The sequence below is a fragment of the Pseudomonas sp. 2FE genome, assembly GCF_005503735.1.
Lineage (GTDB): Bacteria > Pseudomonadota > Gammaproteobacteria > Pseudomonadales > Pseudomonadaceae > Aquipseudomonas.
Map to the genome: position 1 here is coordinate 65699 of NZ_SCMO01000011.1, position 20254 is coordinate 85952.

General features: G+C 60.5%; 24 protein-coding genes and 1 pseudogene. 3 read left to right on the forward strand and 22 right to left on the reverse strand.

What is annotated here, in order from left to right:
• Window positions 1-15 precede the first annotated feature (15 nt).
• The 15 genes and pseudogenes from ccmE to FFS12_RS15810 all read right to left on the reverse strand — a co-directional run bounded on the left by ccmE (window position 16) and on the right by FFS12_RS15810 (window position 13270).
• A complete protein-coding gene (gene ccmE / locus FFS12_RS15745) occupies window positions 16-492 on the reverse strand; it encodes a cytochrome c maturation protein CcmE (RefSeq protein ID WP_137888090.1) in 477 nt (158 codons plus the stop codon).
• Window positions 489-665: a heme exporter protein CcmD gene (gene ccmD, locus FFS12_RS15750; RefSeq protein WP_137888092.1), complete on the reverse strand. Its 177-nt coding sequence runs from the start codon at window positions 663-665 to the stop codon at window positions 489-491. Before ccmD ends, ccmE begins: the two co-directional genes overlap by 4 nt.
• Window positions 662-1426 carry a heme ABC transporter permease gene (locus FFS12_RS15755; RefSeq protein WP_171011898.1) on the reverse strand — a complete coding sequence of 255 codons (765 nt, stop codon included), beginning with the start codon at window positions 1424-1426 and terminating at the stop codon, window positions 662-664. Before FFS12_RS15755 ends, ccmD begins: the two co-directional genes overlap by 4 nt.
• 16 nt (window positions 1427-1442) lie before the next feature.
• Window positions 1443-2114 carry a heme exporter protein CcmB gene (gene ccmB, locus FFS12_RS15760; protein ID WP_137888096.1) on the reverse strand — a complete coding sequence of 224 codons (672 nt, stop codon included), beginning with the start codon at window positions 2112-2114 and terminating at the stop codon, window positions 1443-1445.
• On the reverse strand, window positions 2111-2746 hold the full coding sequence (gene ccmA / locus FFS12_RS15765) for a cytochrome c biogenesis heme-transporting ATPase CcmA (protein ID WP_137888098.1): 636 nt from the start codon (window positions 2744-2746) through the stop codon (window positions 2111-2113). Before ccmA ends, ccmB begins: the two co-directional genes overlap by 4 nt.
• Window positions 2747-3150: 404 nt before the next feature.
• The gene (gene fleN / locus FFS12_RS15770; protein ID WP_171011899.1) at window positions 3151-3981 is read right to left on the reverse strand and encodes a flagellar synthesis regulator FleN; all 831 of its coding nucleotides are present in this window, start codon (window positions 3979-3981) and stop codon (window positions 3151-3153) included.
• A 165-nt stretch (window positions 3982-4146) separates the two neighbouring features.
• A pseudogene (locus FFS12_RS20280) lies at window positions 4147-4639 on the reverse strand (FHIPEP family type III secretion protein); the annotation flags it as partial.
• Between the two features lie 102 nt (window positions 4640-4741).
• Window positions 4742-5104 (reverse strand): Hpt domain-containing protein, encoded by a 363-nt coding sequence (locus FFS12_RS15775; RefSeq protein WP_137888100.1) that lies wholly within the window; start codon window positions 5102-5104, stop codon window positions 4742-4744.
• A gap of 30 nt (window positions 5105-5134) precedes the next feature.
• Window positions 5135-6832, reverse strand: a complete 1698-nt coding sequence (locus FFS12_RS15780; RefSeq protein WP_137888102.1) for a fused response regulator/phosphatase — start codon at window positions 6830-6832, stop codon at window positions 5135-5137.
• An 11-nt stretch (window positions 6833-6843) separates the two neighbouring features.
• Window positions 6844-7149 (reverse strand): STAS domain-containing protein, encoded by a 306-nt coding sequence (locus tag FFS12_RS15785; RefSeq protein WP_137888104.1) that lies wholly within the window; start codon window positions 7147-7149, stop codon window positions 6844-6846.
• Window positions 7150-7562: 413 nt separating this feature from the next.
• Complete coding sequence (locus FFS12_RS15790) at window positions 7563-9038, reverse strand: sigma-54 dependent transcriptional regulator (RefSeq protein ID WP_137888106.1); 1476 nt, start codon at window positions 9036-9038, stop codon at window positions 7563-7565.
• 293 nt (window positions 9039-9331) lie between these two features.
• Window positions 9332-9952: a TIGR04282 family arsenosugar biosynthesis glycosyltransferase gene (locus tag FFS12_RS15795; protein WP_137888108.1), complete on the reverse strand. Its 621-nt coding sequence runs from the start codon at window positions 9950-9952 to the stop codon at window positions 9332-9334.
• Complete coding sequence (locus FFS12_RS15800) at window positions 9949-10644, reverse strand: TIGR04283 family arsenosugar biosynthesis glycosyltransferase (RefSeq protein ID WP_137888110.1); 696 nt, start codon at window positions 10642-10644, stop codon at window positions 9949-9951. Before FFS12_RS15800 ends, FFS12_RS15795 begins: the two co-directional genes overlap by 4 nt.
• Window positions 10641-11957 carry an MFS transporter gene (locus FFS12_RS15805; protein ID WP_137888112.1) on the reverse strand — a complete coding sequence of 439 codons (1317 nt, stop codon included), beginning with the start codon at window positions 11955-11957 and terminating at the stop codon, window positions 10641-10643. The genes FFS12_RS15800 and FFS12_RS15805 overlap by 4 nt, the downstream gene beginning before the upstream one ends.
• A gap of 71 nt (window positions 11958-12028) precedes the next feature.
• A complete protein-coding gene (locus tag FFS12_RS15810; RefSeq protein ID WP_171011903.1) occupies window positions 12029-13270 on the reverse strand; it encodes a glutamine synthetase family protein in 1242 nt (413 codons plus the stop codon).
• Between the two features lie 185 nt (window positions 13271-13455).
• On the opposite strand from FFS12_RS15810, the gene FFS12_RS20285 reads away from it, so the two are divergent.
• Window positions 13456-13590, forward strand: a complete 135-nt coding sequence (locus FFS12_RS20285) for a hypothetical protein (protein ID WP_256657399.1) — start codon at window positions 13456-13458, stop codon at window positions 13588-13590.
• Between the two features lie 106 nt (window positions 13591-13696).
• Here the strand turns inward: FFS12_RS20285 and FFS12_RS15815 are convergent, their stop codons facing one another.
• Together FFS12_RS15815 and FFS12_RS15820 are read right to left on the reverse strand one after the other, a co-directional pair.
• Window positions 13697-14665: a PA2778 family cysteine peptidase gene (locus FFS12_RS15815; RefSeq protein WP_137888117.1), complete on the reverse strand. Its 969-nt coding sequence runs from the start codon at window positions 14663-14665 to the stop codon at window positions 13697-13699.
• On the reverse strand, window positions 14650-15048 hold the full coding sequence (locus tag FFS12_RS15820; protein WP_137888119.1) for a PA2779 family protein: 399 nt from the start codon (window positions 15046-15048) through the stop codon (window positions 14650-14652). Before FFS12_RS15820 ends, FFS12_RS15815 begins: the two co-directional genes overlap by 16 nt.
• Before the next feature lie 77 nt (window positions 15049-15125).
• Here FFS12_RS15820 and FFS12_RS15825 point away from each other — a divergent pair, with 77 nt between their 5' ends.
• Window positions 15126-15545 carry a transposase domain-containing protein gene (locus FFS12_RS15825; protein WP_137888121.1) on the forward strand — a complete coding sequence of 140 codons (420 nt, stop codon included), beginning with the start codon at window positions 15126-15128 and terminating at the stop codon, window positions 15543-15545.
• A gap of 23 nt (window positions 15546-15568) precedes the next feature.
• Window positions 15569-16093, forward strand: a complete 525-nt coding sequence (locus FFS12_RS15830) for a hypothetical protein (RefSeq protein ID WP_137888123.1) — start codon at window positions 15569-15571, stop codon at window positions 16091-16093.
• A 64-nt stretch (window positions 16094-16157) separates the two neighbouring features.
• Here FFS12_RS15830 and FFS12_RS15835 read toward each other — a convergent pair whose 3' ends face one another.
• The 5 genes from FFS12_RS15835 to rfbB form a co-directional block, all read right to left on the reverse strand.
• Entirely contained in the window at window positions 16158-16490 is a 333-nt protein-coding gene (locus FFS12_RS15835; RefSeq protein ID WP_137888125.1) for a helix-hairpin-helix domain-containing protein, read from the reverse strand.
• A gap of 379 nt (window positions 16491-16869) precedes the next feature.
• Window positions 16870-17745, reverse strand: coding sequence for a dTDP-4-dehydrorhamnose reductase (gene rfbD / locus FFS12_RS15840; RefSeq protein WP_137888127.1), 876 nt, complete (start codon window positions 17743-17745; stop codon window positions 16870-16872).
• A 2-nt stretch (window positions 17746-17747) separates the two neighbouring features.
• A complete protein-coding gene (gene rfbC / locus FFS12_RS15845) occupies window positions 17748-18290 on the reverse strand; it encodes a dTDP-4-dehydrorhamnose 3,5-epimerase (RefSeq protein WP_137888129.1) in 543 nt (180 codons plus the stop codon).
• Window positions 18287-19165, reverse strand: coding sequence for a glucose-1-phosphate thymidylyltransferase RfbA (gene rfbA / locus FFS12_RS15850; protein ID WP_137888131.1), 879 nt, complete (start codon window positions 19163-19165; stop codon window positions 18287-18289). The genes rfbC and rfbA overlap by 4 nt, the downstream gene beginning before the upstream one ends.
• The gene (rfbB, locus tag FFS12_RS15855) at window positions 19162-20238 is read right to left on the reverse strand and encodes a dTDP-glucose 4,6-dehydratase (RefSeq protein WP_137888133.1); all 1077 of its coding nucleotides are present in this window, start codon (window positions 20236-20238) and stop codon (window positions 19162-19164) included. The genes rfbA and rfbB overlap by 4 nt, the downstream gene beginning before the upstream one ends.
• Window positions 20239-20254 lie beyond the last annotated feature (16 nt).

Consider the following 20254-nt stretch of genomic DNA (forward strand, 5'->3'; position numbering starts at 1 on the left):
GCATCAAGCCAGACATCATTGCGCCCCCTCTTTCGATTGCATGGCGTCCGACTGCATGGACTGATACTGGCCGCTGTCTTTGAGGGCCTTGGTCACTTCCGGTGGCATGTACTTTTCGTCGTGCTTGGCCAGCACTTCGTCGGCGATCAGCACGCCATCGGCATTCAGCTTGCCCAAAGCGACTATGCCCTGCCCCTCACGGAACAGATCCGGCAGGATGCCGCGGTATTGGATGGTGACTCGCTTGGCGAAGTCGGTGACCACGAACTGCACGTCCAGCGAGTCGCCGAAACGCTTCAAGGAGCCCTTTTCGACCATGCCGCCGGCGCGAATCCGGGTGTCATGCGGTACTTCGCCATTAGCGATCTGCGTCGGGGTGTAAAACAGATTGATGTTCTGCTGCAGGGCGCTGAGCGCGAGTGCGACGGCGACCCCGACGCCGGCCAGAATGCCGAGGATGATCAACAGACGCTTCTTACGCAGCGGATTCACTTCTGACGCTCCCGGCGCAAACGACGCGCCTCTTCTTGCAGGTAACGGCGACGCGCCAGAATCGGCAGCGCGACGTTGATAACCAGCACTGTCAGGCCAATGCCATAGGCCGACCAGACATACAAGGCATGCTGGCCCATGGCGAGAAAATCGCCGAAGGAGGTAAAGCTCATCGTACGCCCTCCAGCCCCACTTGTTTCACCACTTCGGCCTTGACCCAACTGCTGCGCGACTCGCGCTTGAGCACTTCCAGGCGCATGCGCAGCAGCAATACGGCGCCGAAGAAACAGTAAAAACCGAGTGCCATGAGCAACAGCGGCAGCCACATCTCCGCCGGCATCGCCGGCTTCTCGGTGAGTGTGAAGGTGGCGCCCTGGTGCAGGGTGTTCCACCACTCCACCGAGTATTTGATGATCGGGATGTTGATCACCCCGACTATGGCCAGCACGGCGCACGCTTTGGCCGCGCTGTCGCGATTGCTGATGGCATGACCGAGGGCGATCACGCCGAAATACAGAAACAGCAGGATCAACATCGAGGTCAACCGCGCATCCCAGACCCACCAGGAACCCCAGGTCGGTTTGCCCCAGATGGCACCGGTCAGCAGCGCGATAACCGTCATCCAGGCACCGATAGGCGCGGCCGCCTGCAACGCCACATCCGCCAGCTTAATCTTCCACACCAGCCCCACCACGCCCGCCACCGCCAGCATGAGGTAACAGGACTGGGCGAGGATGGCCGCCGGCACATGGATGTAGATGATCCGGAAGCTATTGCCCTGCTGGTAATCCGGCGGCGCAAAAGCCAGCCCCCACACCAGGCCCACGCCGATCAGCAACCCGGCGGCCAGCGTCAGCCAGGGCAGCCAGCGACCGCTGATGTCGTAGAACCATTTGGGCGAGCCCCATTTGTGAAACCAAGTCCAATTCATCACGGTAACCAATTCATTGTTATTCGCCGACGCTGATAGACAGGCCGGCGGCTGTCGCAAAAGGAGTCAGTGTGACCGCTAACGCAGTGAGACTGCCCATCCACAGTAAGTAACCGACAACCGGCAATCCTTGCAGGGCCGCCTGCAACGACCCGCTGCCGAGAATCAACACCGGGATGTACAACGGCAGAATCAGCAGCGCCAGCAACAGGCCGCCACGCTTGAGGCCCACGGTCAACGCCGCACCCACGGCGCCGAGCAGGCTCAACACCGGCGTCCCCAGCAATAGCGTCAGCAGCAAGACCGGCAGGCAGCGCGACGGTAGGCCGAGCATCAACGCCAGCAAGGGTGCGAGCAAGACCAATGCCAAACCGGAAAACAGCCAGTGTGCCAGCACCTTAGCCAGCACCAGAAGCGCCAAGGGGTGCGACGAAAGGACCCACTGCTCCAGCGAGCCATCTTCGAAATCGCTACGAAACAAGCCGTCCAGCGACAGCAGCACCGCCAGTAGCGCCGCCACCCAGATCAAACCGGGCGACAGGGTTTGCAGCAACTGGGTTTCCGGCCCGACGGCGAGCGGGAACAGGGCGATCACTATGGCGAAAAACACCAGCGGATTGGCCAGCTCCGCCGGGCGGCGAAACAGCAGGCGCGCCTCACGGGCGACGAGCAAGGTAAAGACATTGCTCATGGATTGCGCTGCCCCAAATCGAGATCGCGATAGCCAACCGGCTTCACCGCCAGCGTGTGGTGGGTGGTCAACACCACCAGGCCACCTTGCTCGCAATGACGAGCCAGATGGCTTTCCAGTTGAGCCACGCCTTGCTTGTCGAGCGCGGTGAATGGCTCATCGAGAATCCACAGCGGCGGTGCGTCCAGATACAGTCGAGCCAGGGCGACTCGGCGCTGTTGGCCAGCCGATAAGGTATGGCAGGGAACATCCTCAAACCCGCGCAGCCCGACGGCTTCAAGCGCCTGCCAGATCGCGCCACGCTCGGCGGGACGATGCAGCGCGCACAGCCAGGCGAGGTTTTCCTCGGCGGTCAGCAAGCCCTTGATCCCGGCGGCATGGCCAATCCACAGCAGATTGCGGGTCAGCTCATCACGCTGCCGAGCCAGCACCTGACCATTCAGGCGCACCTCACCGGCGGTGGGCTGCATCAAGCCGGCCAGCAAACGCAACAGGCTGGTCTTGCCGCTGCCATTGGGGCCGGACACCTGCAACATTTCACCGGCAGCCAGGCGCAGGTCGAGCCGCTCGAAGAGCATGCGCCAATCCCGCTCGCAGGCGAGCGCCACAGCTTCGAGTAAAGGGCTAATCACGGCATGGCGACCTTTCGGGTATTCAAGCTTCTGGCTATCAAATCCGAGCAGGCTTGACCGCTATTATTGACGCAAGCTAAGTACACGGCCGGCCCGGACGGGGCGGCATTATACATGCCATGCCCCGCCCCCCGCAGTGGACATTTTCGACAGCTTGTAACCCGTTAATGAGCGAAATCAGCAGCCCGCGCCAACTGCGCGCCCGAGCGCGACCACAACCGACCTTGCGCTCAAGCTGCGGCAACCGCTGGAAGGCTTACTGGCTAAAGGCGAGACCGCCAAGGTTCGCTGGAGGGGCTGCTCAAAGCCTGCAAGGCATGACCCACGGCGCATGCCGCTCGATCAACTGATGCCGAGAGCCAGCGCCTGAGCCTTGCTATGCATACGCAGCCCAATGGCCGCTGTCATGCGGCCGAATCAGCGGTCGGCCGCCGAACCAGACGCTCGACGAAAAACTCCAGATGGCCGCGCGGGTTGGCCGGCAACGGCCAGGTGTCGACCTTCTGAGCTATCGCCTTGAACGCCAGCGCGCACTTCGAGCGCGGGAAAGCTTCGTAGACCGCGCGCTGTTTCTGCACCGCCTTACGGACCGACTCATCGTAGGGCACGGCGCCGGCGTACTGCAGCGCCACGTCGAGGAACCGATCCGTCACCTTGGTCAGCTTGGCGAAGAGGTTGCGGCCCTCTTGCGGGCTATGCACCAGGTTGGCCAGCACGCGGAAACGGCTCATGCCGTGGTCGCGATTGAGCAGTTTGATCAGCGCATAGGCGTCGGTGATCGAGGTCGGTTCATCGACCACTACCACTATGACTTCCTGGGCGGCGCGCACGAAGCTGATCACCGCCTCGCCAATCCCGGCGGCGGTATCGATCACCAGCACGTCGAGGTTGTCACTGATCTCGCTGAACGCCTGGATCAGCCCGGCATGCTGCATCGGCGAGAGGTGCAGCATGCTCTGTGTGCCCGAGGCCGACGGCACTACGCGAATACCGCCCGGCCCCTGCAGCAGGACATCGCGCAGTTCGCACTCGCCACTGATGACATCGGCCAAGGTGCGCTTCGCCGTTAAGCCGAGCAGCACATCGATGTTTGCCAGGCCGAGATCGGCATCCATCAACATCACCCGCCGACCGAGGTCGGCTAGGGCCAGGGACAGATTCACCGCCACATTGGTTTTGCCGACGCCACCCTTGCCGCCGGTCACCGCGATCACCTGTACGGGATGCATACCCATGTTATCTACACACCTTGTCTGACTTCGACTGGGGCCATTTGGCTGGTTCCGTTCGGATCATCCCGAACGGTACAAAACACATCCTATGCCTAGAAATTCTTGCGTCCGCCCACCACACCTAGCCAGCGCATCACGCCGAACAAAGACCGGCAAACGGGTCGGCCATAGCATCTTCAGCAATATCTGTTCCAACCCTACCTCAGGCTGATCACAGGCAGCTCCAGCCCTAGCCCCACAATGCTTTGGCCCGATGGCGCACGCCAACGTCGCCCGCACCGCGACAGCTAGCGCGACGGAATCTTGACTCTTCGACACGAGGTTCGAGACAGCCTCGGCAATCGAACGGATGCCACGTACCGGCAGTCGCTCTTGCGTCAGCTTCGGCGAGCTTTTCGCCGGCAACCGCATCAACTGCTGCACTTCCTCATGCCCAAGCAGCTCCTGGACATGCCTGGGTAGCGCTTGGTAGATGGGGCAACCTAGGGACTGCGCCTGATCGCATGGGGTCGGGTCGGGGCGATCCGCTCCGCCCCAGACAGAACGCCAGATCTTTGGCGCCGATGCTATTCAAGAAGCCGAACACCTGCCCCGGATTGATCGCCAGTTCGCGATCCGGAACGCTTTGGGCTTTACCTCGGGTGCAGACTCGAAAAGCAGATCGGGGCAACGGACATGGGCACTCGCCCTGCGGTTAGGGTCGTGCCGGGACTACAACAGGGCTTGGGCCAAGCTTTTAACAGGATTACAGCGCTCTGCGCCACTAGGTGCGCGGCATCGGGTAACGCTGCCGCTCGGACTTGAAGAGGATGCGCACGATGGCAAACTCGCGCTCGATCTGTTCGATCAGCTGCGGCGCCTCGGCCAGGAGTTCGCGACGGCTGGTCTCTTCCAACTGTTTGCACAACCCGGCCAGGAGCGGTGCACCCATATTGCTGCAACTGCCCTTGAAGCTGTGCGCAGTCAACCGCAGGCTCTGCGCGTCACGGCCCTGCTGCGCCGCGTGCAGCAAACGCAGACGCTCCTCTGAGTCGGCCAGGAAGGTATCCAACAACAACGGATATTCGTTCTCCATGACGTCCTGCAAGGCGGCCAGTACGGTATTGTCGAGATGAGCAGCGGACACTTGGTCACTCCTTGATCAAGGGGCTAAAGATTATGCCTGATCCGACCAGGAAAACTCCACGCTGACGCCCCGCCCATCATCCGGCCAAGCGCAGCGCTCGGTCAGCTGGCGCACCAAGCTCAAGCCGCGCCCACAGAGGCTGTCCGCCACTTGCTGCTGCTCCAGCACACGCTGCACATCAAAGCCCTGACCGCTGTCCTCGACCCGCACAATCAGCCGGCCACCGCCAGGTTCCGGCAGCAGCTCCAGGTGAAAACGCACATAACCCTCGCTCAGACTGGCCAGGCGCGCGCTGCGCTCACGGTAGTAGTCGGCGAAACCCGTGACGTCGCATTTGAGCGCCGAATCCAGCCCCAGGACACCGTGTTCCAACGCATTCGAGTAGAGCTCGGCCAGCACGCTGTACAGCGCCCCACCCTGGACGCGCAAACCCTGCACTTCGAGGAGCAATTGCAGCAGGAACGGCAGCGGATTGAAGCGCTTGAGGGTTTGCGCACGAAACTCAAAACTCGCCGACCAATCCAGCGGACTGCTTTGCCCGCTGTCGGCGAATGCCAGCGGTGGTCGCGGCAAGGTGCCGGCTTCGACCAGGCTGACCTCGACCATACTGACATCATCCTGCGCCTCACCACGGAAGCTGCTCAGCGCCTGCTGGATTTCTTCGAACAGCAGGTCAGGCTGGCGATTGGCCGCGAACACCGCCAGCAGGCGTTCTTCGCCAAACAACTGGGCCGCGCTATTACGGGTTTCCAGCACCCCGTCGGACAGCAAGAACAGCCGGTCACCCAACTCCAGAGGATAGATCTCACAGCTGTCATCAAAGGCCGCCGGCTCCAGCACACCCAAGGGCAAATGCCGCGAGACCAACGCAATCCGCTCGCCGCTAGCGATGCGGTGCAGATAGCCATCCGGCAGGCCACCATTCCAGACCTCGACCACCCGCCGCTGAAAGCTCAGATTAAGCAGGGTGGCGCAGCAGAAGACCCCCAGCGGCAGGATATGTTTGAGCTTGGCATTCACCTCGCGGAGGATTTCCGCCAGGGAGTAACCCTTGGCGGTCATGCCGTAGAACACTTCGGCCAGCGGCATGGCACCAATCGCTGCCGGCAAGCCATGTCCGGTAAAATCGCCGAGCAGTACATGCATGCCGCCCGAAGGCTTGAACGCCGCCAGCAGCAGGTCACCATTGAACAAGGCATAGGGTGATTGCAGGTAGCGGATATTCGACGCGCTCAGGCAGCCGGAGTGCGCCACCTTGTCGAATACCGCCTTGGCCACCCGTTGTTCGGTCAGCAGATGCTCGTTGTGCCTGGCAATCAGGTCACGCTGCTGCAGCACGGTCGCTTGCAGGCGACGCAGGCGATCCATGGCCTTGATCTTGGCGTCGAGAATGACCCGGTTATAGGGTTTGGCGAGAAAATCGTCGCCACCGGCCTCCAGGCAACGGACCAAAGCCTCGCCTTCGCTCAGCGAGGTGAGGAAGATGATCGGCACCAGCGCTTCGCCGGCTGCTTGTTTGATCCGCCGCGCCGCCTCGAAGCCATCCAGCACCGGCATCAAGGCGTCCATCAGTACCAACTCTGGCCGTTCGAGTTCGAACAGCGCCACCGCCTCCAACCCATTGCTGGCAGTCAGCACCCGATGACCCTGACGACTGACGATGGTCGACAGCAGCATCCGATCGGCAGCGTTGTCCTCGGCAATTAGGATGGACAGACGCTCGGCCATCAGTGGATGTCCTATGCGACTTTGAACAACTGTTCGAAGTTGGAGATGGCGAGAATCTTGCGCACGTCGGCATTGCAGTTGACCAGGCTGATCTGCGCATGGTCGCCCCCCGCATGATCGCGCAGCAGCAGGAGCATGCCGAGGGCCGAACTGTCGAGGTAGGTGGTGCCCTCGAGGTCGACGACGTAACGCTTCGGGCTGACATTCACCCGCTCGTAGGAGTCGCGAAACTCCTGGTGCGCGCCAAAATCGAAACGCCCCTGGATCCGAATGTTTAGCTCTTGCCCATCGGCCGAGGGCAACGAAGTGATGGCCATGAAACACTCCCTATGCAGCAGAAATCCATAATTTTATGCGCGGTGCGCACACTGAAGATGTAGCACCGCCCCTCACCAACAGCAACCGCAACCGCGGTCAACCGTGCCCACCTCCGAGCAGCCTGCGCGACCACTCATCGAGCAACTTCTGCCCCCGTTTATCCGCGTCAGCATTCGCCTCGTCAAGATAACGCGGCTAGCTCATCAGCCAGGTAGCGATGCAACGCCCCCAGCCTGCCCTCGGCCTGACTCGATAATGTCTGACCGCAGCCCAGCTGGCGGGCGGTTGGGTTCATGATCCACGCACGCAGCGAGCCACCATAAGACCGCCAATCGAGAGAGGACGAGCCATGCCAGCACCTAAAAATTAGGCTTACTTTCCAACCAGATAAAAAAATCCACCGGAGGGCGCCTCAATCCTCCGGCTGGTCCTCGTCATCGCGACGACTCATGCCGTACTTGCGCATTTTCTCGACTAGAGTGGTCCGGCGAATGCGTAGGCGTTCGGCCGCACGCGCCACCACCCCGCCGGCATCATCCAGCGCTTGCTGGATCAGGCTCTGCTCGAGATTGCCCAAGTAATCCTTGAGATCCAAGCCTTCCGGCGGCAGCATCGCTGACGAATCCAAGCCCGGTATGCCAGCACTGAACGCAACCCGCTCCTCCAGCTCATCACGCAGGTTGGTCGCCTGTTGATCATGCTCGTCGTCGACCTGGCGGAACTTCTTCGGCAGCTCCAACACGCCGATCACGCCGTAGGGATGCATGATCGCCATGCGCTCGACCAGGTTGGCCAGCTCGCGCACGTTGCCTGCCCAGTCATGCCGACAGAGCGACATGATGGCCGCGGAGTTGAAGCGAATCGAACCGCGCTTCTCGAACTCCATGCGCGAGATCAGCTCGTTCATCAACAGCGGAATGTCCTCGACGCGCTCGCGCAGTGGGGCCATCTCGATCGGGAACACATTCAAGCGGTAGTAGAGATCTTCGCGGAAGGTGCCTTGCTCGATCATCTGCTCCAGATTCTTATGCGTCGCCGCGATGATGCGCACGTCAGCGCTCTGCGTCTTGTTGCTACCCACCCGCTCGAAGGTCCGCTCCTGCAACACCCGCAGCAGCTTGACCTGCATGGGTAACGGCATGTCGCCGATCTCGTCGAGAAATAGCGTACCGCCATTGGCCAACTCGAAACGCCCAGCCCGGCTGGTGATGGCGCCGCTAAAGGCGCCCTTCTCATGGCCAAACAGTTCGCTTTCCAGCAACTCCGCCGGGATCGCCCCGCAGTTGACCGGCACGAAGGGCGCATCACGGCGCCTGGAGTGGTAATGCAGGTTACGTGCAACCACCTCCTTACCGGTGCCCGACTCGCCGAGGATCAGCACGCTGGCCTCGGTATCGGCGACTTGCTGCATCATCTGCCGCACCTGCTGAATCGCACGACTAGTGCCGACCAGGCTGCGAAACAGATTGGGTTCGCGCTGATGGCCACGATCGCGGGCCTGGTCATACATCTCACGGTAGACCTGGGCACGATGCAGGGAGTCGAGCAGCTTGTTATAGCTTGGCGGCATTTCCAGACTGGTCAGTACTCGGCGCCGCAGCTCTTCCGACCAATCGGCCGGCACCGGTTCGCCGATCAGCAGTAGCGGCACCAACTCGTCCCAGCTCGCCAGTTGCTTGAGCAGCTCAAGCACCCCGCCCTTGGACTCAACCTCGCCAAGCAGCACGCTCAACACATCGCGGCTGCTGGCCAGTTGGCTCACAGTCTCACGCCAGTCTCGGCTGCTACAGACGAGATGCTCTTCCCCGAGAAAATCCAGAATGACCGCCAAATCCCGACGGCGCTCACTGTTGTCGTCAATCAGCAAAATTTTGGTTTCACGCCACATCTTATTTTTTCTAACTCGTGGGCTGGAAGAGGACCGCGTCGCCGTCAAAATTTACGGAAAACACCGGCAAGTGGCCACTAGTAAAGTTAAAAGCACGACAAGAGTCAATTTTATGGCGTGATTTTTCTGCTTTCCCGACGAAAAGTCTAAGCGGCTGTTTGGAAAGCCAGGAAATGTGCCGTAATAAACCGGCAAATTGGCAGAGAACACCCAGAAAAGCGCAGGCATGACTTAAGGGGCAGCGCAGGCAATAAGGCGGCAATCCGCTCAACCGAAGAGTCTTGATCGCCCCTCTAGATCACGCGTAGACGAATCCCCAGCTCAGCCAAGCGCGATAGATCTTCCGGGCGATCCACATCCCATAGCACCGACAGTAGCTTGTGCCCCCAACCCAACTGCTGCAGACGTTCACAGGTCAGCGCCAAGATCTGGTCGGTGCCCCAGGGCATAGCCTCGAACAGCAGCGGGTCGAGCCGGCGCAAACCGAGCAGCACATAACCACCGTCTTCCGCCGGCCCCAGCACCGCCTCCTGCGTCGTCAACGCTTGGCAGGCCGCGCCGAGATACTCGCCATCCAGCGCCGGACAGTCATTGCCGATCAGGACTACCGCATCACTCTCCGCCAAGCCGAGGGTCGCGATACGCCGCATCCGTTCGCCAAGATCGCCCGCGGGCTGTCCGATCACCGTCCAGTCGAACGCCTCGGCCAGGGCTTCCAGCTCCTCATCCGGGTCCTCATCCAGCCACAGGAAGCGCTCAGTGAACCCCTGCGCGGGCAGGGCCAGCGCGCGCTCAAGCAGCAAACGTTGCAAATCGCTGGCCCCCTCTTCGCCCAAAACAGGAATCAGCCGGGTTTTGACGCGGCCTGGCTCAGGCGTACGCGCCAGCAGGTGCAAGGAGATGGACAGGCTCATAACAGCGGTCCTCCGTCGTACTGTCGCGCCAGTTTTTCGGGGCTGGCACCGCAGTAGTAGGCCAAGCGCAAGCGCCACATCAGTAGCACTGTACGCCAGATACCATGCTGCTCCCAACGACGGCTAGATGTCACCAGTGGCGGCCACAAACAACGCGGCCGGGCCAAGCGTTTGAGGCGTCGCGACAGCTCCAGATCTTCCATCAGCGGCAGTTCGGCGTAACCACCCAACGCCTCGAACACGCGGCGTGCAACGAAGATGCCTTGATCACCGCTGGCTATACCGGTGAGTCGCGAGCGCAGGCTGATCATGTTGCCGATCAGCCGTAGCGATGGACCAGGACCCGATAACTGCACATCGAAACGGCCCCAGGCCGGCTGTTCGGCAAGCACCTCGAGCAAACGTTGCCAGGCCCGCGGCGGTACTCGCGTGTCGGCATGCAAGAACCACAGGTAACGCCCGCTCGCCAGGCTGGCGCCGGCATTCATCTGCCGCGCACGCCCTGGAGCGGTCGTCAGGATTTGATCGACGGCAGCAGCCGACTGCTGTGCGCTACCGTCACGGCTGCCGCCATCGACCAAAATCAGCTCGGCGCCTGCCGCGCGCAGGCTCTGCAGATCGTCCAGCAGCCGCGGCAAATTCTGCGCCTCATTCAGCGCGGGAATGATCACGCTGAGCAGCGGCGCCGTCATCGTAGCGCTTCGTCAACCGGCTCGGCGGGTGATTCAACCGGAGGCTCCGACGGGTTCTGCATCTGATCGTGCACGATCTGCTCATCGACCCGAGGATCAAGCGCCGCCACCAGCGGTGAGCTGGTCATATTGTCCGGCATCGCAACGTGATGCAGCGGTGCATCTTCGACCTGATACAGCTTGCTTACCGCATCCGGGCGGATCCGCCAGACCAGGGTAAAGGCACAGAAGCTGACGAAGGCAAAGAGCATGTGGGCGCCCAGCTGCCGCATCAACACCCCAGCCACCAGCGGCCCCAAGCAGGCACCAATGCCAAAGGTGACCAGCAAGATGGCGGTCAGCGACACCCGGTGTTCGCCCTCGACATGGTCATTCGAGAAGGCTACCGCCAAGGGATAGAGACTGAACTGCAACAGGCTGACCACGAAGCCCATGGGGAACAACAGCTCCAGCGGCACCGAAGGCATCAAGGCCAACGGCAAGGCCGCCAGCACCAGCAGGAAAGCGCAACCACGGATCAAGCGAGCGCGATCATGCCGATCGGACAACCAGCCCAGCGGCCACTGCACAACCAGCCCGGCGAGGATGCAGCAGCCCATAAACAAACCGACTTGTTCAGTGCTCAGCCCCAAGCGAGAGGCGTACAGCGGTGCTAGGCCATAAAACGCGCCAATCACCAGCCCAGATACCAAGGTCGTGGTTAACGACTGCGGTACCCGCTTAATGAAAAAGCGCGGCTCCAACGGCGCCGGGTGCATCGGTGCCGGGTGAATCTTGCGCGTCACCGCCACCGGCACCAAGCACAGGGCAAAGCACAGCGCCACCAGCATCAACAACTCAAGCCCGAGTGCCGGGTGCAGTACCAGCACCAGTTGGCCCAGCACCAGACCGAGGTAGGAGGCGATCATATAGCCGGAAAAGACCATGCCTCGCTGACTTGCATCGGCCTGCTCGTTGAGCCAGCTCTCGATCACCATGTACTGACACATCATGCCCAGGCCGACGATGGCCCGCAGCACGATCCAGGCCGGCAGCCAGTCGATCAAACCGTGGCCAAGTACAGCGGCGGTCACCACGCCCGCGCAGGTGACATAGGCACGGATATGCCCCACCCGCGCGATCAAGCGGTGGCCGAGTTTGCCACCCAACACCAAACCAAAGTAGTTGGCCGCCATCAGCGCACCGACCCACAGGCTATCGGTCTTATCCGCGGCAAGACGCAGCCCCAGGTAGGTGCTCAACAGACCAGAGCCAATCAGCATTAGCAGGCTGGCGAAATACAGCGCTCGAAAAGACTTCCAGATTCGACGCATCGGCTTTCCGAGCGGCTCCTTGAATGGGGGCCGGGGCGCTGAGAGACAACGCGGCCCGGGGAGGCAAAAACTTAAGCCTGGGCGGCTAGAACGCGGCGCTCCCAAGGCGTGATCTCGTCGAAGAAACTCGTAAGTTCCATCGTCTTAGTAGCAATGTAGCCTTCGATGAACTCCTTGCCGAACAGTTCCCGCGCCAATTCGCTACGTTTCAAGCGTTCGATCGCCGCGCGCATGGTACACGGCAGGCTCAGCGTCTCCGGCACCGCGAACTCACCCTGGATCGGCTCGCTCGGTTGCAACCCATGCTCAAGCCCATACAGCCCGGCCGCCAAGCTCGCGGCAAGCGCCAGATAGGGGTTGGCATCGGCGCCCGGCAGGCGATTCTCCACCCGCCGCGCGACCGGCGCACTGGCCGGGATGCGCAGACCCGCCGCGCGGTTATCGTACGACCAGCAGGCATTGTTCGGTGAAGCATAGGGATGGCACAAGCGCTGATAGGAGTTGACGTTCGGCGCGAACAACAGCGTGAACTCCGCCAACGCCGCCTGCTGACCGCCAATGAAGTGGTAGAACGCCGGTGTGGCTACGCCGGACTCATCGCTGAAAATATTCCGCCCGCTACCCTGCTCCACCACGCTTTGGTGAATGTGCATGGAGCTGCCGGGAGTCTTCGCCAACGGCTTGGCCATGCACACCACGGTCAAACCGTGCTTGAGGGCGACTTCCTTGAGCAAGTGTTTGAACAGGAACGTCTGATCGGCCAGCAGCAGTGGATCGCCGTGCAGCAAATTGATCTCGAACTGACTGATGCCCATCTCGTGCATGAAGGTGTCGCGTGGCAGACCGAGCGCCGCCATGCACCGATAGACCTCATTGAAGAACGGCCGCAGGCCGCTATTGGAGGACACGCTAAACGCCGAGCAGCCGTCCTCGCGCCGACCGTCCAGGCCGACCGGCGGCTTGAACGGCTGCTGCGCATCGGCATTCGGGGCGAAGATAAAGAACTCCAACTCGGTCGCCACCACCGGCGCCAAACCGCGCTCGGCATAGCTGGCGATCACGCGTTTGAGCAGGCTGCGGGTAGACAGGCCGGAGCTACGGCCATCCAGCTCATCCGCATCGCAGATGGCCAGGGCACGCGGTGTCTCGCTCCAGGGCAGACGGTGAATCTGCGTCGGATCAGCGTTCAACGCCAGGTCGCCATCGTCGCTACCGTAAAAAGACGCAGGCGGGTAACCACCCATGATGCATTGCAGCAGCACGCCACGCGCCAGCTGCAACCGCCGCCCTTCGAGGAAGCCCGCGGCAGTCATCACTTTGCCCCGCGGCACCCCGTTCAGGTCAGGGGTCACGCACTCGATTTCGTCAATGCCGATCAATCGCTCAGCAAGCGAACTGCGGCCGTCAGTGGTCATCACGTCTCATCCTTGTAATTGCCCATACCGCACTGTAATGGCGACATGTACAAAATACGCACCAGCCGTTCAAAATTTCAAGCATGACTAACAAAGATAATCGCGGGACGGCCGGGGTGACGGTAATAACGGGCGAGATGTCGCTGCAACGCTCTCCGGCCTGGGAACTGAGCAATCGCCAAGCCTGTGCCTGGCTGGAACCTGATCGTCCAGGCTGAAGGCATAGGATAGAGGGTTTGATCTACTGGCTGACGCCGCAGCAGCGCGACGACTTGCGTCTGTTTGAGCGGATGCCATGCCCCCTAAGAAGGCCGGCTTAAGCCATCAGGGCTGGGGGCAGGCTGGCGGTGGCGAGCACTGCCCGGCTGCCTGATGAGACTTAACCTGCACCGAGGAAAAACGCTTATCCGCCGGGGCCAGACGCCGAGCACAGGCCCCGACCTCCGCCGCCGCAGCCTCACAGCCCCGCTCTGCCAGCACTTGCGACAGGTTGAACCAACCGGCGGCGAAGCTCGGCGCATGCTCGATGCTTTCGCGCAGAGCCGCCTCGGCACCCGCTCGATCGCCTGCCGCATAATGACTGTTGGCCAAGGCAAACCAACCCAGAGACTCCGCCGGCCAACGCTTGGTTGCGGTCAGATAGGCCTGCCGAGCCACCTGGCTATGCCCAGTTTCTTCCAGGTCACTGGCCGCCTTTAACCAGGGCCGCAATTGCGCACCTGCTGGCAATCGATCACCCGGCAGCGTCACGACAGCCCAGCGTCCGCTGCGCGCCCAGGTAGTGTCGAAGCTGGCAAAGTCAGTCAGCCAACGGCGGGTGGTGCCCGAGCGAAGAATCAGGCTGCCATCGCGGCGGTCGTAGCCAACCAACACCGCAAAATGCCAACGCGGATACCAGTCGAAAGCCAGATTCTGCAGCACCAGCACCGGATTACCCGCCGCCACCTCCTTCAGCAGATCCGCCAAATGCGGTTGCAGTGGATAGACGAGCAGCTCATGCGCACGCGCTGCCGCCACCAACTCGACCTGCAGACTGCCTTCACGGCCGGGAATATAGACGCGATCCTTGAGCAGGCCAGGACTGGTGGCGACACCACGCTGGCTGAGCATCGTCGCCAACGCCGCCGGCCCGCACTGATAGTCACTCTGTGCGAAAAATGGCACTTCGGTGAGCTCTACCCGCTCCGGCAACAACGCGCTCTCCGGTGGTAGCACCGGGGAGCGCGCGCATGCAGCCAGTAAAGCAAGCAGGACTAGCGGGAGAACATGCCAGCCTTTCAACGATTTATACATTTGACGAAGGTGAAAATATCGGTCGCGCAGAGCAGGTCGGTGATGATGAAAATCACCAGAAACAGCACGATGATGCCGATGAAACCGCCGGCCGGGGCCTCATTCAACTGCTGGTTGAACTGCGCCAATTCGGCATTGGTCAGACTATTGATCCGATCGGCAACCTGAGTTCGCTCGACTCCGAGTGAGGCAAGCTTCTTTTGTACCCCCTGATCATCGAGCATCGCCAACAGATGCTCACGGTCGACCTGTTGCTGCTGCTCGGCCAAGACCTCGGCAGTACCCAGCATGGCTGCATTTGCCGCAGGCACCTGAGCGATCAACAGCAGGTGAAACACCGCTAAAACAGCAGCCAATCTACGCAGGAATGAAGGTTTAAACATGGTGGCGTCTCCTCAGCTAACCATTCGGTTGCGACACAGGCCCTGAGTGCTGGGCTCCTTCAAAGCATAGACAATCGATCGTTGCTGAAGTTGACCCAGCCTGGATTGAGCAGGCGCTGACACTGACCGGTACGGTTTCTCTTCGTCGTAGGCGCCTACCCGCTGAACGTATTGTTTGGCTGGTGGTAGGGCTGGCATTGTTCAAGAACGAACCCCTCTGGCTCATCGTGCAACAACTGGGTTTGGCCTGTGGCGAAGGCGCGGTTCCAGCACCCAGCGTGACGGTTCAAGCCCGGCAGCGTCTTGGCGAGGCTCCCTTGGCTGCGCTGTTTGAGCAGTTGGCTCAAGTCTGGGGCGCCACTGCACCACCTGAGTCGGCACGCTTCCAGGGATTGCGTAGCTATGCGGTCGACGGGGTCGTCTGGTCGATGCCGGACACTACGGAAAATCGGCAAGCGTTTGCTGGTGGCCGCAGCCCGTCGGGGGATGGCGCCTGACCGCAAGTGCGCGGGGTGTGCTGATGGACACCTACAGTCATTTGATCCGCGCAGCCAGCTTCGGTGACTTCGCCGTGGGTGAGCTGAGCTACGGCAAAAACCTGGGTGCAGCGGTCGGTGATCACTCCGTGACGATCTTTGATCGCGCCTACTATTCGGCGGCTTTCCTGCTCGACTGGGAGCAAGGCGGAATCGAGCAGGGCTTATTGAAAGGGGAACTGCCACGCAGCAAACAACCCGAACTCATTCGCCAAGAACTCTGGGGCACCTTGCTCGCCTATAACCTGATCCGCCAAGAGATGCGCTTAATGGCTGAGGCGCTGAAAGCGCCGCCGCAACGACTAAGTTTTCAGTGGCTGGCCTTGGCGATTGCCGGTGCGCTACCTCATTGTCCTAGGCAAACGCCGGGCCCTATTCCTCAGCGGCTTGCAGAACCCAGAGTACAGGCCAAGCACTTCCTGCTCCCCGCTAGACGCGAGCGCAGCTACCCACGGGGAGGCGAACCACGCCGCAGCAAGTATCCAACGAAAAAATGCCAGTCAGCTTAACTGACTGGCATTAGGTCAATGACCGGCCTTAGTTACTGCACATCGAGCTACTGTGCTTCGCGACTTAGTTGAGGCTCAACTTATCGCGATTTTTCTCCAGCGTCGCCGCACCAATCCCCTTCACCTCCAGCAACTCATCCACCGAAGCAAATGGGCCGTTAGTTTCGCGATGATCGATGATGGCTTTCGCCTTAACCTCACCAATGCCAATCAACTCACGCTCCAGCGTGGCCGCATCGGCAGTATTGAGGTTAACCTTATCGACCTCAGCCACTTTAGCCGCTTGAGTGACCGTCGGCTTAGCCGCGTCAACCTTAGGCGGCTCTGCTGCAAAAGCGCTAACAGAAAGGCTGGTGAGGACAGCAAACAAGAGGGAAGAGACTTGTCCTTTAAGCATAATGAAGCTCCATTTATTTAGACTTTGACGCGGTACTTCCTTGAGCCGCGCCCATCAACTTAGCTCCTGCCTAGCGCTTGTCAAATCCCCGCCCGACTATAGCTCCACTCGGCGCTGCTGATGAATCAATGGACTAACACCTATAAACCCAGGACGACCTCAACGCCCCCCGCCTCGGCGCGAGCTTTTTGAGTCAGGTAGTTGCGCTGCCTGCAAGAACCTTCGCGGCGGCGGGCCTGCTCCTACAGTATTCGTGCAGCTCCTGCCTAACTACTGAACTGACATGGCGGGGTAAGCAATCAGGTAGACCTTACGATCCGCGCAGAGAAGATAAGTCCGCACAAGAGTGGCTTGAATAATACTGCTGTGCATGCAGAACTTAAACTAACTCACGCAAAACTGTGGCCAGCTCGACTCGCCAGTCAGCCTGAACAATGTGATATACATTTCTTAGCTTATTGCAATCGAGCACCGACCACGCAGGTCGTTTGGCAGGCGTCAGATAGTCTGCCGTAGCAATGGCCCGCACATGCGGCAGACGCTCCAGCAGCTCTAGCTCTTGCGCCTGGCGGAAAATCTCCAGGGCGAACTCATGCCAGGTACAAGCCGGCGTACCGCTGAAATGGTAGGTGCCCCATTGCAACGCGCCGCGGTCACGGTACTGACTGGCCAGACTCCAGAGGACCGAAGCAATGCTGGCAGCCGAAGTCGGGCAGCCATGCTGATCGGCCACCACGCCCAGCTCTTCGCGCTCGCGCCCGAGGCGCAGCATGGTTTTGACGAAGTTGTTACCATGCGCACCGAACACCCAGCTGGTACGCAAGATGATGTGCCGACTGCAATTGGTTGCCAGCACCTCTTCGCCGCCCAGCTTGCTGGCTCCGTACACGCCAGTAGGGCCGGTCGGGTCGGTTTCCCGATACGGCTCGCGGGCGTCACCGGCGAACACATAGTCGGTGGAAATATGCAGCAGCGGAATGCCCAGTCGCTCAGTGGCAATCGCCAGGTGAGCCGCACCGTCACGGTTCACCGCCCAGGAGCGCTCCTGTTCGCTCTCGGCCTTATCCACAGCGGTGTAGGCTGCCGCGTTGATGATTAACTGTGGCTGCACCTCATCGACGACGGCGGCCACTTGCGCGGCATCGGCAATATCCAGCTCGGTCGAGCCCATGCCCACGGTGTCGAAGCCTTCAGGTGCTAGGCGAAGCAACTCATGGCCAACCTGGCCACGGGCACCGGTAATCAGTACACGCATGTTCAGTCCTTTTTGCCCAGTAGCTGGCGTAAGGTTGGGTTATGCTGATCCTTAGTCGACAACTGCGGCGCCTCCACCGGCCACGGGATGTTGACATCCTGGTCGTTCCACATCAGTCCGCCTTCATCCTCGGGAAAGTACAAGTCGGTGCACTTGTACTGGAAGTCGGCAACCTCGCTGAGCACGCAGAATCCATGGGCATAGCCCGGCGGCACCCAGAGCTGGCGATGGTTCTCGTCGCTCAGTTCGACGCCGACGAACTGGCCGCAGGTCGGCGACTCGGGATTAATGTCCACCGCCACGTCATACACCGCGCCACGGCTGACGCTGACCAGCTTGCCCTGTGGCCGGGTGCGCTGAAAATGCAGCCCACGCAGGACGCCACGTTGCGAGCGCGAGTGGTTGTCCTGCACGAACGGCAAATCGATCCCCGCCTCGCGATAACGCTCGACCTGGAAAGATTCAAGAAAAAACCCACGATGATCGCCAAACACCTTCGGCTCGATGATCAATACGCCCGGCAGTGCTGTCTCGATTACCTTCATCGCACAACCACCTGGCTCAGCAGGCGCATCAAATATTGGCCATACCCCGTCTTGCTCAGCGCCTCTGCCTGACCAGCCAACCGTTCTGCAGACAACCAACCCTGGTGATAGGCGATCTCTTCCAAGCAAGCCACTTTCAGCCCCTGGCGGGTCTCGATGGTCTGCACGTAATGGCTGGCCTCCATCAGGGAGTCGTGAGTACCGGTATCCAGCCAGGCGAAACCACGGCCGAGCAGGCTCACATGCAAATCGCCGCGTTGCAGGTAGGCGTTGTTCACATCGGTGATTTCCAGCTCGCCACGGGCAGAAGGTTTCACCTGCTTAGCAATCTCCACCACCGAGTTGTCATAGAAATACAGTCCGGTCACCGCATAGTTAGACTTTGGCGCCTTGGGCTTCTCCTCGATGGAAATCGCCTTGCCGGCCGCATCGAACTCCACCACACCGAAGCGCTCCGGATCATTGACGTGATAACCGAACACCGTAGCCCCACGCTCCCGTTGCGCCGCCTCGCGCAGCATGGCGCTGAAGCCATAACCGTAGAAAATGTTGTCGCCGAGGATCAGGCAGACTCTGCTGTCGCCAATGAACTCCTCGCCAATCAAAAAGGCCTGAGCCAGCCCATCTGGAGACGGCTGCTCGGCATAGCTCAGCTCAATACCGAAGTCGGAGCCATCCCCCAGCAGCTTGCGGAAGTTGGGCAGATCTTCCGGGGTGGAGATGATCAACACCTCACGAATGCCAGCCAGCATCAGCACCGATAGCGGGTAATAGATCATTGGTTTGTCGTAGATCGGCAGCAGTTGCTTGGACACGCCACGGGTGATCGGATGCAGGCGGGTGCCGGAGCCGCCGGCGAGGATAATACCTTTCATACCTGTTCTCCCAAACGTCCCAGACGGTAATCGCCACTCAACACACGCTGCCACCACTCGCGGTTATCCAGATACCACTGCACGGTCTTGCGGATACCACTCTCGAAGGTTTCCTGCGGTTTCCATCCCAGCTCACGCTCGATCTTGCTCGCATCGATGGCGTAACGCCGATCATGCCCCGGCCTATCCTGCACAAAGGTAATGAGCTCTTTGTAGGAGCAGGTTTGCCCACGATCACCCTCTGCAGTCACGGGCACGAACTCATCCAACAGCTCACAGATGATCTCCACCACCTCGAGATTGCGCTTCTCGTTATGCCCGCCGATGTTGTAGGTCTCCCCTACTTTGCCTTTGGTCACGACCTCAACCAGCGCCCGGGCATGATCCTCGACAAAGAGCCAGTCGCGAATCTGCGAACCATCGCCATACACCGGCAACGGCTTGCCATGAACGGCATTGAGGATCATGTGGGGGATCAGCTTTTCCGGAAAATGGAACGGCCCATAGTTGTTCGAGCAGTTGGTCACCAACACCGGCAAGCCATAGGTACGCTGCCAGGCGCGGACCAGATGATCCGAACCGGCCTTGGAGGCGGAATACGGAGAGCTGGGTGCATAGGGCGTGGTTTCGGTGAATAGATCATCCGTACCGTCCAGGTCACCATACACCTCGTCGGTGGAAATATGGTGGAAGCGGAACGAGCCCTTCTCGTCTGCCAGCAAGGCATTCCAGTAACGACGAACCGCTTCGAGCAAGTTGTAGGTACCGATGATATTGGTCTGGATAAAATCAGCCGGCCCGTCGATGGATCGGTCCACATGGGACTCGGCCGCCAAGTGCATCACTGCGGTGGGTTTGAACGCGGCAAACACTGCATCGAGCGCACTCCCGTCGCAGATATCCACCAGATGGAAACGGTAGCGTGGCGAGTCGGATACTGAAATCAGCGATTCGAGATTACCGGCATAGGTGAGCTTGTCGAGGTTGGCGACCTCATATTGGGTGTTCTGGATCAGGTGGCGAACCACAGCAGAGCCGATAAAGCCGGCGCCGCCGGTCACGAGAATTCGCATTAATTTGTCCCCTTAT

Bases quoted from the DNA above. Each gene is read 5' to 3' on its own strand.
- FFS12_RS15805 (WP_137888112.1), bottom strand. From the start codon at position 11,957: ATGCGTCGAATCTGGAAGTCTTTTCGAGCGCTGTATTTCGCCAGCCTG.
- FFS12_RS15830 (WP_137888123.1), top strand. From the start codon at position 15,569: ATGGACACCTACAGTCATTTGATCCGCGCAGCCAGCTTCGGTGACTTC.
- rfbB (WP_137888133.1), bottom strand. From the start codon at position 20,238: ATGCGAATTCTCGTGACCGGCGGCGCCGGCTTTATCGGCTCTGCTGTG.
- rfbC (WP_137888129.1), bottom strand. From the start codon at position 18,290: ATGAAGGTAATCGAGACAGCACTGCCGGGCGTATTGATCATCGAGCCG.
- FFS12_RS15795 (WP_137888108.1), bottom strand. From the start codon at position 9,952: ATGAGCCTGTCCATCTCCTTGCACCTGCTGGCGCGTACGCCTGAGCCA.
- FFS12_RS15815 (WP_137888117.1), bottom strand. From the start codon at position 14,665: ATGTATAAATCGTTGAAAGGCTGGCATGTTCTCCCGCTAGTCCTGCTT.
- rfbA (WP_137888131.1), bottom strand. From the start codon at position 19,165: ATGAAAGGTATTATCCTCGCCGGCGGCTCCGGCACCCGCCTGCATCCG.
- FFS12_RS15780 (WP_137888102.1), bottom strand. From the start codon at position 6,832: ATGGCCGAGCGTCTGTCCATCCTAATTGCCGAGGACAACGCTGCCGAT.
- ccmD (WP_137888092.1), bottom strand. From the start codon at position 665: ATGAGCTTTACCTCCTTCGGCGATTTTCTCGCCATGGGCCAGCATGCC.
- FFS12_RS20285 (WP_256657399.1), top strand. From the start codon at position 13,456: ATGACTAACAAAGATAATCGCGGGACGGCCGGGGTGACGGTAATAACG.
- FFS12_RS15790 (WP_137888106.1), bottom strand. From the start codon at position 9,038: ATGTGGCGTGAAACCAAAATTTTGCTGATTGACGACAACAGTGAGCGC.
- rfbD (WP_137888127.1), bottom strand. From the start codon at position 17,745: ATGCGTGTACTGATTACCGGTGCCCGTGGCCAGGTTGGCCATGAGTTG.
- FFS12_RS15820 (WP_137888119.1), bottom strand. From the start codon at position 15,048: ATGTTTAAACCTTCATTCCTGCGTAGATTGGCTGCTGTTTTAGCGGTG.
- FFS12_RS15800 (WP_137888110.1), bottom strand. From the start codon at position 10,644: ATGACGGCGCCGCTGCTCAGCGTGATCATTCCCGCGCTGAATGAGGCG.
- FFS12_RS15810 (WP_171011903.1), bottom strand. From the start codon at position 13,270: ATGACTGCCGCGGGCTTCCTCGAAGGGCGGCGGTTGCAGCTGGCGCGT.
- ccmB (WP_137888096.1), bottom strand. From the start codon at position 2,114: ATGAGCAATGTCTTTACCTTGCTCGTCGCCCGTGAGGCGCGCCTGCTG.
- FFS12_RS15785 (WP_137888104.1), bottom strand. From the start codon at position 7,149: ATGGCCATCACTTCGTTGCCCTCGGCCGATGGGCAAGAGCTAAACATT.
- fleN (WP_171011899.1), bottom strand. From the start codon at position 3,981: ATGGGTATGCATCCCGTACAGGTGATCGCGGTGACCGGCGGCAAGGGT.
- FFS12_RS15835 (WP_137888125.1), bottom strand. From the start codon at position 16,490: ATGCTTAAAGGACAAGTCTCTTCCCTCTTGTTTGCTGTCCTCACCAGC.